The sequence below is a fragment of the Janthinobacterium sp. PC23-8 genome (genome assembly GCF_002250505.1).
GTDB lineage: Bacteria > Pseudomonadota > Gammaproteobacteria > Burkholderiales > Burkholderiaceae_D > Janthinobacterium.
In genome coordinates, this window is sequence record NZ_NJGY01000001.1 from 1,082,408 (window position 1) to 1,095,750 (window position 13,343).

13 protein-coding genes and 1 pseudogene are annotated in these 13,343 nt (G+C 62.3%); 9 read left to right on the top strand and 5 right to left on the bottom strand.

Annotated features, from left to right (window positions below):
* Positions 1–59: 59 nt before the first annotated feature.
* Genes lspA through CD932_RS04715 form a run of 4 tightly spaced genes read left to right on the top strand, consistent with a single transcriptional unit; the run spans position 60 to position 3,418 of the window.
* Positions 60–575, top strand: a complete 516-nt coding sequence (gene lspA / locus CD932_RS04700) for a signal peptidase II (protein ID WP_094441617.1) — start codon at positions 60–62, stop codon at positions 573–575.
* 27 nt (positions 576–602) lie between these two features.
* On the top strand, positions 603–1,823 hold the full coding sequence (gene coaBC / locus CD932_RS04705) for a bifunctional phosphopantothenoylcysteine decarboxylase/phosphopantothenate--cysteine ligase CoaBC (RefSeq protein ID WP_094441618.1): 1,221 nt from the start codon (positions 603–605) through the stop codon (positions 1,821–1,823).
* Positions 1,824–1,849: 26 nt separating this feature from the next.
* Positions 1,850–2,299, top strand: coding sequence for a dUTP diphosphatase (gene dut, locus CD932_RS04710; protein ID WP_094441619.1), 450 nt, complete (start codon positions 1,850–1,852; stop codon positions 2,297–2,299).
* Positions 2,300–2,329: 30 nt separating this feature from the next.
* Positions 2,330–3,418: a M48 family metallopeptidase gene (locus CD932_RS04715; RefSeq protein ID WP_254926456.1), complete on the top strand. Its 1,089-nt coding sequence runs from the start codon at positions 2,330–2,332 to the stop codon at positions 3,416–3,418.
* 9 nt (positions 3,419–3,427) lie between these two features.
* Here CD932_RS04715 and CD932_RS29245 read toward each other — a convergent pair whose 3' ends face one another.
* Positions 3,428–3,562: a hypothetical protein gene (locus tag CD932_RS29245; RefSeq protein WP_254926457.1), complete on the bottom strand. Its 135-nt coding sequence runs from the start codon at positions 3,560–3,562 to the stop codon at positions 3,428–3,430.
* A 113-nt stretch (positions 3,563–3,675) separates the two neighbouring features.
* Between CD932_RS29245 and CD932_RS04720 the strand changes: the two genes are divergently transcribed.
* Both CD932_RS04720 and CD932_RS04725 read left to right on the top strand, forming a co-directional pair.
* Entirely contained in the window at positions 3,676–4,659 is a 984-nt protein-coding gene (locus CD932_RS04720) for an XdhC family protein (protein ID WP_094441621.1), read from the top strand.
* Positions 4,656–5,543 carry a DNA-3-methyladenine glycosylase 2 gene (locus CD932_RS04725; protein ID WP_094441622.1) on the top strand — a complete coding sequence of 296 codons (888 nt, stop codon included), beginning with the start codon at positions 4,656–4,658 and terminating at the stop codon, positions 5,541–5,543. Before CD932_RS04720 ends, CD932_RS04725 begins: the two co-directional genes overlap by 4 nt.
* Here CD932_RS04725 and CD932_RS04730 read toward each other — a convergent pair.
* The 4 genes from CD932_RS04730 to CD932_RS04745 are packed head-to-tail and all read right to left on the bottom strand — an operon-like array spanning position 5,540 to position 10,270.
* A complete protein-coding gene (locus tag CD932_RS04730) occupies positions 5,540–5,737 on the bottom strand; it encodes a hypothetical protein (protein ID WP_176460881.1) in 198 nt (65 codons plus the stop codon). The two genes, CD932_RS04725 and CD932_RS04730, sit on opposite strands and share 4 nt — an antisense overlap.
* Before the next feature lie 47 nt (positions 5,738–5,784).
* On the bottom strand, positions 5,785–8,226 hold the full coding sequence (locus CD932_RS04735) for an ABC transporter permease (RefSeq protein WP_094441623.1): 2,442 nt from the start codon (positions 8,224–8,226) through the stop codon (positions 5,785–5,787).
* Between the two features lie 13 nt (positions 8,227–8,239).
* Positions 8,240–8,920, bottom strand: coding sequence for an ABC transporter ATP-binding protein (locus CD932_RS04740; RefSeq protein ID WP_094443460.1), 681 nt, complete (start codon positions 8,918–8,920; stop codon positions 8,240–8,242).
* A 57-nt stretch (positions 8,921–8,977) separates the two neighbouring features.
* On the bottom strand, positions 8,978–10,270 hold the full coding sequence (locus CD932_RS04745; protein WP_254926459.1) for an efflux RND transporter periplasmic adaptor subunit: 1,293 nt from the start codon (positions 10,268–10,270) through the stop codon (positions 8,978–8,980).
* 198 nt (positions 10,271–10,468) lie between these two features.
* Between CD932_RS04745 and CD932_RS04750 the strand changes: the two genes are divergently transcribed.
* The 3 genes and pseudogenes from CD932_RS04750 to CD932_RS04760 form a co-directional block, all read left to right on the top strand.
* On the top strand, positions 10,469–11,839 hold the full coding sequence (locus CD932_RS04750) for a sigma-54 dependent transcriptional regulator (protein ID WP_094441625.1): 1,371 nt from the start codon (positions 10,469–10,471) through the stop codon (positions 11,837–11,839).
* Between the two features lie 103 nt (positions 11,840–11,942).
* Positions 11,943–13,046, top strand: coding sequence for a PAS domain-containing sensor histidine kinase (locus CD932_RS04755; protein WP_176460882.1), 1,104 nt, complete (start codon positions 11,943–11,945; stop codon positions 13,044–13,046).
* Positions 13,047–13,048: 2 nt separating this feature from the next.
* Positions 13,049–13,277, top strand: a pseudogene (locus CD932_RS04760) (Tn3 family transposase); the annotation flags it as partial.
* Positions 13,278–13,343: the final 66 nt, after the last annotated feature.

A 13,343-nucleotide genomic window follows, 5' to 3' on the forward strand; every position in this document is an offset into this window, starting at 1 on the left:
CCAGGCAATCTGTATCCACAACCGTCTGGCGCGGCGGCTTTACCTTTCCCTGAAAAAATATGGCTACTAAAAATCGCGTTGTGTCGAAACCGAAATCGTCGTCGTCATCGTCCCTGGTTCCCTGGCTGGGTATCGCCGCCATCGTCATCCTGTTCGACCAGATCAGCAAGATCACCGTGCTGCGCACGTTCCAGTATGCCGAGGAAAAAGTCATCACCTCGTTTTTCAACCTGGTACTGGCGTTCAACAAGGGCGCCGCGTTCAGCTTTTTGTCCGACCAGGGCGGCTGGCAGCGCTATTTCTTCACGGCCATCGCCGTCGGCGCCGCCATCTTCATCATCTACCTGTTGAAAAAGCACGCCGGCCAGCGCATGTTCTGCTCGGCCCTGGCGCTGATACTGGGCGGCGCGCTCGGCAACGCCATCGACCGGCTGGTCTATGGCCATGTGGTCGACTTCCTCGATTTCCACTGGAAAAGCTGGGGCCATTTCCCCGCTTTCAATATCGCCGATAGCGCCATCTGCATCGGCGCTGCCCTGTTCATCATCGATGAACTGCGCCGGGTAAACAAATAACACCAAATAACACGCAGGAGCCATACCATGGAATTGTCCGGCAAGAAAATTGTCCTGGGCCTGTCGGGCGGCGTCGCCTGCTACAAGGCGGCAGAACTGTGCCGCGCGCTGACCCGCGCCGGCGCCACGGTGCAGGTGGTGATGACGGATGCGGCCAGCCATTTCATCACGGCCGTGACCATGCAGGCGCTGTCGGGCCACCCCGTGCACAGCAGCCAGTGGGATGCCCGCATCGACAACAATATGGCCCATATCGACTTGACGCGCGGCGCCGACGCAATCCTCATCGCGCCGTGCTCGGCCGACTTCCTGCGCAAGCTCGCCCATGGCGTGTGCGACGATCTGCTCTCGACCCTGTGCCTGGCCCGCCCCGCGCACCTGCCGCTGCTGGTGGCGCCGGCCATGAACGTCGAGATGTGGCAGAACCCCGCCACGCAGCGCAATGTACAACAGCTGCGCGAAGACGGCATTCAATTCTTTGGCCCGGCCGCCGGCGAACAGGCCTGCGGCGAGGTGGGCCTGGGCCGCATGCTCGAACCCGAGCAGTTGCTGGTGGAACTGATCGCCGCCTTCCAGCCCAAGGTGCTGGCCGGCCGGCGCGTGCTGGTCACGGCCGGCCCGACTTTCGAGGCGATCGACCCGGTGCGCGGCATCACCAATCTATCCTCTGGCAAGATGGGTTACGCCGTGGCGCGCGCCGCGCGCGAAGCGGGCGCCGAGGTGCTGCTGATCTCCGGCCCGACCGCCCTGGCCGCGCCGTTCGGCGTGCGCCGCATCGACGTGCAAAGTGCGCAGCAGATGCACGACGCAGTGCTGAACCACCTCGACGGCCAGCATGTCTTTATCGCCGTGGCGGCAGTGGCCGACTGGCGCGTGGTCAATGCCAGCAGCCAGAAAATGAAAAAGCAGGCCGACGGCTCGGTGCCCGAACTGCAGTTCGCGCAAAACCCCGACATCCTCGCCACCGTGGCAGCGCGCACCAACCTGGCCGGTTTTCCGTACTGCGTGGGCTTTGCCGCCGAATCGGAAAACCTGGTGCAATTCGGCGCCTCCAAGCGTGAAAAGAAGGGTATTCCGCTTCTGGTCGGCAATATCGGCCACAACACCTTCGGCCAGGACGACAACACCATCATCCTGTTCGACGAAGACGGCCACACGGTGCTGCCGCGCGCGTCCAAGCTGGAACTGGCGCGCCAGCTGATCTCCGAAATTTCCAAGCGCATCGCGAAAATCTCGCTGCTGAAATAATCTTCCCACCCTACGTATCCGATTCAATGAAAAATATCGACATCAAGATCCTCGACGCCCGCATGCACGACCAGTTGCCGGCCTACGCCACCCCCGGCAGCGCCGGCCTGGACCTGCGCGCGTGCATCGACGAAGCCATCACCATCGAACCAGGACAGACGGTACTGATCCCGACCGGCCTGGCGATCCACCTGGGCGACCCGGGCTATGCGGCGATGATTTTGCCGCGCAGCGGCATGGGCCACAAGAACGGCATCGTGCTGGGGAATCTGGTAGGCTTGATCGACTCCGATTATCAGGGCCAGTTGATGGTGTCGACCTGGAACCGGGGCCAAAACGCATTTACGCTCAACCCCATGGAACGCCTGGCGCAACTGATTATCGTGCCGGTGCTGCAAGTGGGCTTTAACGTCGTCGAAGAGTTCGGCGACAGCGAACGCGGTGCTGGCGGATTCGGCAGCACCGGCAAACATTAAGGATCACTCTCCATGCCAGGTTTCCGCCATATGGCTCCAGCCCAACACCCGCTGCGCCAATGGGCCCTGCCACTGCTGGTCGCCGGCGCCGCCCTGCTTGCCGGCTGCAGCACGCCCGGCGGCACCGTCAGCGGCCCGTTCAACATGACGCCCGCACCCGACGAAGCACCGGCCTACACGGCGCGGCAAAAGACGGCGCAGGAAAACCTGGTCAAGATGGTGGCCTTGCAGGACCGGCTGTCGAAAGTGTCGGCGCCGCTGCTGATCAACAATGCGGACCTGTGCAAGAACTACGCGCGCAATCTGCTGGGCTTTACGGCGCAGAACAAATACTCGTATCCGGGCGAATATGCCGAGGCGGCCCAGGCGGCCCTCGGCTACGGCGAACAGATGCAGGTCTCAAGCGTGCTGCCGGGCAGTGGCGCCGCGCGCGCCGGCCTGCGCAAGGGCGACGGCCTGCTGGCCGCCGACGGCAAGAGCTTGCCGGCCGGGCCGAACGCGGAAGGCCCGTTCGGCGCCATCGTCGGCCCGCTGGCCTCGAAAAGCGCCAGCATCAACATGATGATCGCGCGCGAAGGCCAGCCGCAGGACCTGAAAATTCCCGTCACCCGCGCCTGCGCCTTCCGCGTTGCGCTGGGCAATGCCGACAATATCAACGCCTATTCCGACGGCGCGCGCATCATGCTCACGCGCGGCATGATCCATGCGGCGCAAAACGACGAGGGCATCGCCTTCGTGATCGCGCGCGAAATGGCGCACAACATCCTCGATCATGCGCGCAACCAGCGCAACAGCGGCACGGCCGGCAGCATCATCGACAGCCTGGGCGCGGTACAACCGGACGCGTCGATGCTGACGGGCGCCGCCGGCATCCGCGCCATGCCGCAGGAACTCGACGCGCAAGCCGATACGCTGGCCATCTACCTGCTGGCGCGCGCCGGCTACAATATCGACAATGCGGCCCGCTTCTGGCAGCAGCTGGCCACGCAAGTGCCGGCCAGCACCGCCAACGGCTACACGGCGCTGCACCCGGGCATGAACGCGCGCATCGCCGCCATCAACCGCGCGGTGATCGAGGTGCGCGCCAAACAGGCCGCCAAAAAGCCGCTGCGTCCTTGAGAACGGCTGCTAGGAACCGGGAAATGGAGGGAATACGCCCCCCGCAAGCCAGGTGACGATGCCGGCCACGATCACTCCGAGAAACACGCCGACCAGCAGCTTGCTGGCGAGGGGCAGGCCTTGTTTGTGTTCTTTGATTACCATGGGAACTCTCCGCAGGCTGAGGAACAGGGAGTGTCCAGTATAGCCATGTTTCAGCCTGTTTTGCCGCCCGCGTGCAGCATAAATATTGAACTCACTAGCGAAGATGGCGCACCATGGACAGCATCGACCTCGAAGTACTGAAAACCTGCGCCGCCTGGATCGCTGGCGGCCACCGCTGCGAACTGGTCACCGTCATCAAGACCTGGGGTTCCAGCCCGCGCCCGGTCGGCGCCACGCTGGCCATTTGCGACGACGGCACGGTGGTCGGCTCGGTGTCCGGCGGCTGCATCGAAGACGATCTGATCGCACATGTGCGCACGCACGGCATCGTGCGCGAGCGGCCCGAGATCGTCCGCTACGGCATCAGCGCAGACGAGGCGCACCGCTTCGGCCTGCCCTGTGGCGGCACCATCGAACTGGCGATCGAACCGCTGCACGCCGGCAGCGGCGTGGCCGAACTGCTGGCGCGGCTGGAACGCCATGAACTGATCGAACGGCGCCTTGATCTGCGCACCGGCGCGGTCAGCCTGCATGCGGCCGCGCCGGGCGCGACCCTGGTGCTGGAAAACGACCTGCTGACCACCCAGCACGGTCCACGCTGGCGCCTGTTGCTCATCGGCGCGGGCCAGCTGTCGCGCTTCGTGGCGCAGATCGCCACCGCCATGGATTACCACGTGATCGTGTGCGACCCGCGCGAAGACTACCGCGGCGGCTGGAACGTGCCCGGCGTGCCGCTGCTGCACGCCATGCCCGACGACCTGGTGCTGGAACTGCAGCTGGACAGCCGCAGCGCCGTGCTGGCGCTGACGCACGACCCCAAGCTGGACGACCTGGCGCTGATGGAGGCCTTGAAATCGCCGGCGTTTTATGTCGGCGCCATCGGCTCGCGCGCCAACAACGCGAAACGGCGCGAACGGCTGCTGCAGTTCGACGTCACGCCGGAACAACTGGCGCGCCTGCATGGCCCTGTGGGCCTGTATATCGGCAGCAAGACGCCGGCCGAAATCGCCATCTCGATACTGGCCGAACTGACGGCCGTCAAAAACGGCGTGCCCGACACGCTGCAGATCGCCCACGCGCAAGCGCTGTCGGCATGAACACCTTGCACTGGAGCGTGCCGCTGCCTGCCGGCTACCGGCGCGGCGATGTGCTCGCCTTTCATGGCCGCGACGCCGAAGGCGTGGCCGAGCAGGTGACGCCAGACAGCCTGCGCAAGGCCATCTTGCAGCATGGCGTGCCAGTGCTGTTGGACGTGTCTTTTGGCGCCAAGGAAGCCTTGTGCCGCGCCGACATCGACGGCCCGCTCACCAAAAGCATGCAGGACGCGCTGCATGAAGTACTGAACAATATCCTGGGCCTGCGCATCGCGCCCGAACCGTTTGCGCAGCTGGTGGCGGACGACCCGCTGATGGGCCCATTGGTGCGCGCCAACGGCAGCTTGCGCATCGTGCAGTCGGCCACGCCGTTCGAAGCCTTGACCTGGGCGATTATCGGCCAGCAGATCAACCTGCCGTTTGCCATCGCGCTGCGCCGTACCTTCATTTTGCAGGCGGGGCGCCGGCACAGCAGCGGCCTGTGGTGCTACCCGCAAGCGCGCGACGTGGCGCACCTGAACCTTGAAGAACTGACGGTCCGCAAATTCTCGCGCGCCAAGGCCGGGACCCTGCTGCGCCTGGCCAGGCTGGTACATGACGGTGAACTGTCTTTGGCGCTGCCTGCCACAGGAGATGTCACGGCGGTATCGCAAGCGCTGTTGAATGTCAAAGGCATCGGCCCGTGGACCGTCAACTACGCGCTGCTGCGCGGCTACGGCTACGCCGACTGCTCGCTGCACGGCGATGTGGCGATCCGCGCCGCCCTGCAAAAACTGCTCAATGAATCCAGCAAGCCGGACATGGCGCGCACGGAACTGTGGCTACGCCAGTACGCGCCGCATCGCACCATGGCGGCGGCCCACCTGTGGGCCAGCCTGCAGGGCTAATGCAAAGGCAAGGCGCTGCTGCGTTGGGCGCGCGCGCCAAACAGGTGGATCACGCCGGCCACCGCACCGAGTACCACGCCGAATACCGCCACGCCGCTCCAGCCGTAACGCTCCATCAGCCAGCCGCTGGCCGCCACGCCCACCGCGCCGCCGATAAAGGCGGCCGTCATGTACAGGCTGTAGCAGCCTTTCAAAGGCTGCGTTTTGCTTGCGTCGAGTGTTCGTAACGAACATTGATGCGTTACATTCGAAGGGCATTGGCGGGACGGACCTTCATCGCGATCCACGCTTGTCGACTGGCTGCCGCCAAGGCAACGACGCTGGTCACGACGAACGCGAGCAGCAGTGTCAAGTACCCGACAGGTGCCGTTTCGACCCAAGTAGACAGATAACGTGCGATGGCCACTGCTGCAACCGGCAATCCAATTAAGGCGGCTACCAACAGCATAGTTCCGACGCCGCGCAAGACCAGCAGGCCGATAGCAGAGTCACTTGCACCATGCAGCTTGCGCAAGACGATTTCGCGAGCGCGGCGCTGCACTGTATCGGCCGACAGAACGTAGGTTCCAAATGCTGCAAGGGTTAGGGCGATACCTGTTGCCAGTGCGAGTAGGCTGGCCATGCGCGCATCGTCAGCATAATTGGCGGCGAGGACGCTCGACGCTGGCTGGATGGACGAAATGGCCGAGGGAAAATAACTTGGCCATATGGACCTGATGACATTAACCACCTTGGCGGGGTCGCCAACCGTGCGCACGCTCAAAGCACTACCGCCTGTGCTCAACTGGAACGCCATCGGCGCCGGTGCTTCGCGCAATGACTGGAAGCGCAGTGGTGGCGCGATCCCGATGACACGACCTGGGACCGGCTTGTTATCAAAACTTGTCGTGATGACGATTTGACCAAGTGCTGCTCGTGCGTCGGTAAAGCCGAGCTGGCGTGCTGCAAGTGCATTCAGGACCAGCGGCACGGAGTCGTCGTCATGGTCCAGGGTTCGATCGAATAAGCGCCCGGCTTCTGGCTTGATGGCGTAAAGCATAAAAAAATTGCGGCTGACTTGCTTGATTTCCATCGTGGCACTGGTGCCATCCGGACGTTTCAGGTCGCGGCGCCACGTGTCGTTATGACGGCCGATCGCGTCATCCGACACAGCGACGTCTTGTACCCCGGGCGCAGCCGCCAAAGCCGTCATCAGGCCGCGCGCTGGCGCGCTGTATTTGACCTGTTCAGGCATATCCACGATGAGTATGGAGGCCGGGTCGAATCCAGGCGAAGCACGCATGGCGTAACTTGTCTGCCAGGCGATGGCTAACGTCACACTGGCAAATCCAATCGCTGCGGATAGCTGCGCCACGGTCATACTGCGCCGCAGGCGTGCAGTCGCACGCGATTCAGTTGCCGTGCGCCCGGCCAATGATTTTGCCGAAGGGACAGACCAGGCGATCCACGCCGGCCAGGCCGCCGTCAACAGCCCGAGCCCGACGACAAGGGTACCGATCCAACCCAGGTCGCCAACTGTGAACGCGTCGTTGAGTTCGCGGCCGACCAGGGTCGAAAACAGCGGCAGTGCCAGCCATGCCAGGAGTAGGCCGACAGAGGCCGCCAAGAACGTGATCAGCCATGCCTCCGCCAGCAATTCCAGCGCAATGCTCCAACCTGAGGCGCCGAGCACTTTGCGCATGGCCAATTCACGCTGGCGCCGCACTACCCGCACGGTCGCCAGGTTCACGAAATTGATCGAAGCCAGAACAAGGATGAGCACGGCGACAGCGGCAAGGGCGGCAACGACCACCGGATCGCCTCGCTGGCCGGCGCCGGCGATGAAATTACCCTTGATGCCCGTATCGAAATACGCTGCGTCGAGCCGCGCTAGCGCAATGTCCATTACTGGGCGCAGGCCCAGGCGCGCCTTGATATCGGGGGGCTGCTGATGTAATGCTGGTGCACGGTCGACTGCGTCCTGCAGCTGTCGGACAAGCATCGGCACGGACGCGCCGGTGTTCACACGCACCAGGAGCTTGCCTGGCCAGCCTTTGAGGCCGGTTCGCATTTCATCGCGGACATCGGCCGCGAGCGTTGAATCGGTGCCTAGTAGTGCTTCAAACGGCATGGTGGTATTCGCAGCCGGCGTACGCAGCACCGCGCCAACCCGTAACAATTTACCTTCCGCAAACAGACTGCGGCCCAAGGCCTGCTTGGTGCCAAACAACCGCATTGCAGTCAATTCGGTGACCGCGACCTGATCCGGCGCTCCCAATGCGGTGGCAAGATCGCCCCGCACTGCCCTCAGGCCCAACATCTCGACAAAACCAGGCAAGACAGTCAGGCTTTTCAGGGCATGCAGCTTGCCGTCGACATTGACCGTCAAGCCTGTTGTCTCGGGACGTGATGGCAAGTAGCCGGTGGCCGCAGCCACACCGGGTGCTGCCGCTGCAACAGAGCGCAGCAGCAGCGGCGCCTGGTCGTACCAGGGGCCCGTGGGATCGACATTGTCGCGTTGTTTCACGACGTAGACATGTTCCACATCGGGCACTTCGGCATTATATTGCCAGCAGTAACGCACCAAGCCGAGAATCAGTATGGCTGAAGCAATGCCGATAGCCAGGGTGCCTATGACAATGGCAGCGTAGGCGGGTTCGCGCCGCAGTGCGCGTGCGCTATGGCGCATCGTGGTCAATAACATGTTCGCTCTCCGGTCAGGCGGGCTGCAGGGCGTCGATCAGGATACGGCCGTCCAGCAGCCGTACCGTACGAGAAGCTTGCGCGGCGTGCGCCGGCGAGTGCGTCACCATGACGATGGTTGTGCCATCTGCATTGATCTGACGCAGAATGCGCATCACCTCGTCGCCGTGTGCTGTATCAAGATTGCCCGTCGGCTCATCAGCAAGCAGCAGCGCTGGACTGGCCACGAGCGCGCGCGCGATGGCTACACGCTGTTGCTGTCCGCCGGAAAGTTGCGACGGACGGTGACCGGCGCGGTGCGCCACGCCTAGTTGATCGAGCATCGCGGCGACGCGAACCTTTCGTTGCGTTGCAGACACATTCAGGTAGTCAAGTGCCAATGCCACATTTTCGGCAACCGTCAATTCTTCGATGAGATTGAAATTCTGAAAAATGAAGCCGATACGTCCGCGCCGTAATCGGTTGAGCTGTGCCTCGCTCCAGCCCGCCACATTGCGACCGTCGAACCAGCATTCGCCACCGTCGGGCGTGTCCAGCAGTCCCAGCATGGACAGGAGTGTTGACTTGCCACAGCCGGACGGCCCGGTGATCGCCACATATTCACCCGCGGCGATGGTGAGGTCAATCCGGTCAAGCGCCGTTGTCTGCACCTCGCCGCCGCGATACGTTTTCGTCATGTTGACGAGCATGAACATGCTTTCCTGTTGTGTGCGATTAAATTGCATGATTTTGTCATTTCCTTGAGAAACCTGTTAGTGGGTAAGCTGAAGATGCAGCGCCGTTGCATACGGCGTGTAGGACGACACGATGACGCGCTCGCCGGCGACCAGGCCGTCGAGTACTTCGATCTGCGTGCTGTTGCGCCGGCCAAAACGCACGGCCCGGTGCTCCGCCTGTACGCCGTTAGCGCGCACGACGAATACCCAGCCGCCGCCGGTGTCATTGCTGAACGCATCATTTGGAAGAAGCAAGCTAGTCCGCGCAGCACCCAGCGTGATCAGGACGTCGACGCTCTGGCCTGGGCTGAGGGTGGCGGGCTGGCCATCAACGAACGTCAACTCAACCGTGAATTTGCCGTCGCTCACTTGCGGATATATGCGGCTGACAACCACGTGCTTGGTCTGGCCATCGATCACGGCTGTCGCCGGTCGACCGGTGGCAAGGCGACGTAAATAGTATTCGTCGAGCTGGGCCGCCAAACAAAATTGCGCGATGTCGTCGATGCGTCCAAGGCGCTGTCCTGATCGGACTGTTTCCCCTACCTGCAATTTGAAATCTGCAAGGCGGCCGGCAACGGGCGCGCGCACGGCCAGTGCATCGACGCCGGCATTGACCAACTTCAGGCCGTCTTCCAGCCTGGATACCGCCTGGGCAATCTGTCCGATGGCGTTGCGCCGGGCGGCCTCTTCGCTTTTACCAGCGGCGTCTTCGCTGGCTAGCGCGTGGCGCTGCCGCGTCAGCTGGTCGGCGACTTCTTCCAGTGCAGAACCCGACACGAAACCCTGCTTGGCCAGTGCCGCGCTCCTCGCGAATTGCTTTTCAGCCTGAGCGACTGCAAACGCGAGGTCGGCGCTGCGCCGCGCACTTTCCGCCCGGCTGGTTTCACCCGCGAGGCGCAGGTTCAACAGGTTTGAAATCTGCTGCGCATGTTCAGCTTCGCGTGCAAGCACCTCAAGCCGGCGCTGTGGATTCGACAGCCGGAACAATAATTCGCCTTGGCGTACCAGCGCGCCATCGCGCACCATCACCTCATCGGCCCGGCCATTTTCCACCACATCGAGCACGACCGAGTGCAGCGGCTGGGCCGTTGCACGCGCGGCCACGTCGTCGCGCAGGATGCCGCGCTCGACGACAGCGATGCGCACGCTGGCAGCGGGTACCTGCAGTCCGCTGGGCCAGAGCCACCACGCCAGTGCAGCAAGTCCAATCAAGATGAGCAAAATCGCTATTGCCATGCCCCAACGCCGGCCGCGCTGCCGTGGCACCGGTTGGTCCATGGCCGCGCCCGTAAGGCGTGATGCATTTGCGCTGTGGTCTTTTGTCATGATTTCTACTGTCGCAACATCCGTGCCACGCGGTTTCGGACCAATCGACCGGTATTTTTCTTCAATTGCCCGCTCATTCGTTCGCAAACGCACATGCAAACTGTCCACTTCCGGACACTTTGGGCAAAGTGCTATCGCGCTGTGGAATCAGGCAAAGCATGCTGATAAACTCGAGTTCTGTTAATTCTTTCATTTCCAATGTCCGGCAAGCAAGCAAATGTACTGATCCTCGACGACGATGCGGACGTGGCGCTGGCAGCGCGCATGCTGCTGCGCCGGCACGTTGCGCAAGTCGCGACACTTGACCATCCTGCACAGTTGCCCACATGGCTCGCAAGCAATCGTCCTGACGTTGTTCTCCTCGATTTGAATTTTTCGGCGGGACGGACGGATGGTGGCGAAGGTCTGCAGGTTTTGGCGCAATTGAGGGCGCTGCCCAATCCACCCGATATCATCGCGATGACCGCGTACGCTGATGTTCCTCTGGCCGTTGCGGCGATGCAGGGCGGCGTAAGCGATTTTCTGACAAAGCCGTGGGATAACGTTCGGCTGGTGCATGCTGTCGAGGCAGCCTTTGCGCGACAGGCCTTGCGTCAGCCTTTTCATGCCAAAGCCTCTGACGCGGTGCCAGCCGACGCCGATGGATTGCTCGGAAACTCGACTGCGATGGCTGCCTTGCGTGACATGATCGCCAGTGTGGGGCCCACCGAGGCAAACGTCATGATCCTGGGAGAAAACGGCGTTGGCAAGGAACTGGTGGCGCGAGCCGTTCACCGGGCTTCACACCGGGCATCCCGGCAGTTTCTCGCAGTGGATATGGGGAGCCTGCCAGAGGCAACGCTGGAAAGCGAATTGTTCGGACACCGGCGCGGCGCGTTCACCGATGCACGCAATGACCGCGCGGGCCGCTTCCAGGCAGCGTGCGGTGGCACATTGTTTCTTGACGAAGTCAGCAATATCCCCTTGACAGCACAAGCGAAGCTGCTGACAGCGCTCGAACGACGCCAGGTGACGCCCTTGGGTGCGGACACTCCCGAGGGCGTTGACGTGCGCGTCATTAGTGCCACCAATCTCGAAGAAGACCGGCTGCACGACGCTGCGTTTTTTCGCACAGACCTTCTGTTTCGCCTAAATACTATCGTCCTGCGCGTTCCACCCTTGCGCGAGCGCGCGGGCGACATTCCGGACTTGCTGCGCCATTATTTGGCCCACTACGAGCACCAATATCGCAAACCTGCGCGCGCCATAGCAGCGACTGCATTCGATGTACTGTGCTCGAATGCATGGCCAGGCAATGTTCGCTCCCTGCGCCATGCCTGTGAACGCGCTGTCATCCTGGGTCGGGAAAATGTGTATACCGTCGCTGACTTTGGTATTTCAGCGAAGACAGCTGTGCCTGCGTTATCGTCCCCGCTCACCATCGATGTCCCACGTGAACTGGGTACACTCGAGCGTGCCGCCATCGCTGCGGCGCTGCTGGAAGTTAAGGGAAATATCAGCAAGGCCGCCAAGACGCTGGGTGTAAGCCGGGCAGCGCTGTATCGCAAGCTGGACAAGCATGGGTTATAGACAGGCTCGCGTCGCCCTCGGCGGGACACTGCTTGCTGCGGCTGGGTGGGTAGGTGGTGCGCTAAATGAGAGCGTTGAAGGCCTGGGAGCACGCGCCGCCGTTTTGCTCGTCCTGACAGTGCTGCTCGCTGCAGCGCTGATCTGGCATTCAATCGGACACGTTACGGCAATGACGCCAGAGAGAGGGCTTACACTCACGACTTTGCAAGCGCCTGAGACTCTCCGACTGCTATTGCTTGAAGCACGCCTTGAACATGCACCGGTCCCTCTGTTCAACATGACGCCGACCAGGATGGAACCATTGAATGCCAGCGCGCGGCGCCTGCTGGCGCCTGGACGTGTCACTGACACGGTGCCCCTGAATACGGCTTTGGCCGGCCTTTCCGTCGGCACGCGGACGCTGGTTCAGTTCGACAGTGAGCATGGCACTGAACGCGCCCTGGCCGTCCGCAATGCTTTGACCGTCGATGGTGCGCCGCAGTCCCTGGTTGCACTGCTGCCGCTGGAGGACGAACTATCCGCTGAAGCCATGCAAGCCTGGCGCAAGCTCGTCCATGTATTGACCCATGAGATCATGAATTCACTGACACCGGTGGCGTCCCTTTCGCAAACCTCGCGCACGCTGCTCGCTGAGGCAGCAGGCTCTCTTGCTCCCGACGTGGCCGCAGACCTTGACGTCGCGCTGGACGCAATAAGCCGTCGCGCTGAAAGTCTGGGTCATTTCGTCAGCCATTACCGCGTGTTGGCTAGCCTGCCTACGCCTCTGCCGCAACAATTCCTGATCAAAGACTTGTTTGCACGTTTATCGGCTTTGGTGGCACCGAGCTGGCAGGCCCGCGGAGGAAGCGCGACTTTCGTCGTCGCATCAAGCACGCTGGCACTACGGGCTGACTCCGGCCAGATCGAACAAGCTCTGGTTAACCTGCTCCAGAATGCGGTAGAAGCAACCACCGCGAGTCTGGTGCCGCAAGTTGCCATCGATGCGCGCCTCACGACAGGTGGCCGGTTGCGCATCGATGTGCGTGACAATGGACATGGCATTGCCGATGGGGTAGCGGCGGAAATGTTTACACCATTTTTCTCGACCAAAAAACAGGGAGGCGGTATCGGCCTTGCAATGGTGCGGCAGCTAATTCAGTTGAACGGCGGAACTGTGCGCTACGCCCGCTCGGTCAACGATGGCGCTCACTTCATCATCACATTCTAGACGCGCTGATGCATACGCTGGGCTTTCGCTTCGCGCCGCGCATTCGCGTATGGCACTATCACCGCATCGCTCATGCGGCGCAAGCTCGGCAGTTATCCGCGCCAGAACGGTCTGGCGATCGCGCTGTGTGAACTTGGCCGCATCGAGCGCACGCTGTTCATTCCGGACTGGCTCCAAAACGTCGAGCTACGCCGGCGCGCCCATGCGGGACGTGGAGCGCATGGCGCTCTCCTTTCATGGTGATCTGTCAGGCGCCGCAGCAACATGCCACGGCGAAGGAGATGAGCTTACGTACTT

Excerpts from the sequence above, each read along its gene's own strand:
- lspA (WP_094441617.1), top strand. The coding sequence starts at position 60 with ATGGCTACTAAAAATCGCGTTGTGTCGAAACCGAAATCGTCGTCGTCA.
- coaBC (WP_094441618.1), top strand. The coding sequence starts at position 603 with ATGGAATTGTCCGGCAAGAAAATTGTCCTGGGCCTGTCGGGCGGCGTC.
- dut (WP_094441619.1), top strand. The coding sequence starts at position 1,850 with ATGAAAAATATCGACATCAAGATCCTCGACGCCCGCATGCACGACCAG.
- CD932_RS04715 (WP_254926456.1), top strand. The coding sequence starts at position 2,330 with ATGGCTCCAGCCCAACACCCGCTGCGCCAATGGGCCCTGCCACTGCTG.
- CD932_RS29245 (WP_254926457.1), bottom strand. The coding sequence starts at position 3,562 with ATGGTAATCAAAGAACACAAACAAGGCCTGCCCCTCGCCAGCAAGCTG.
- CD932_RS04720 (WP_094441621.1), top strand. The coding sequence starts at position 3,676 with ATGGACAGCATCGACCTCGAAGTACTGAAAACCTGCGCCGCCTGGATC.
- CD932_RS04725 (WP_094441622.1), top strand. The coding sequence starts at position 4,656 with ATGAACACCTTGCACTGGAGCGTGCCGCTGCCTGCCGGCTACCGGCGC.
- CD932_RS04735 (WP_094441623.1), bottom strand. The coding sequence starts at position 8,226 with ATGTTATTGACCACGATGCGCCATAGCGCACGCGCACTGCGGCGCGAA.
- CD932_RS04740 (WP_094443460.1), bottom strand. The coding sequence starts at position 8,920 with ATGTTCATGCTCGTCAACATGACGAAAACGTATCGCGGCGGCGAGGTG.
- CD932_RS04745 (WP_254926459.1), bottom strand. The coding sequence starts at position 10,270 with ATGACAAAAGACCACAGCGCAAATGCATCACGCCTTACGGGCGCGGCC.
- CD932_RS04750 (WP_094441625.1), top strand. The coding sequence starts at position 10,469 with ATGTCCGGCAAGCAAGCAAATGTACTGATCCTCGACGACGATGCGGAC.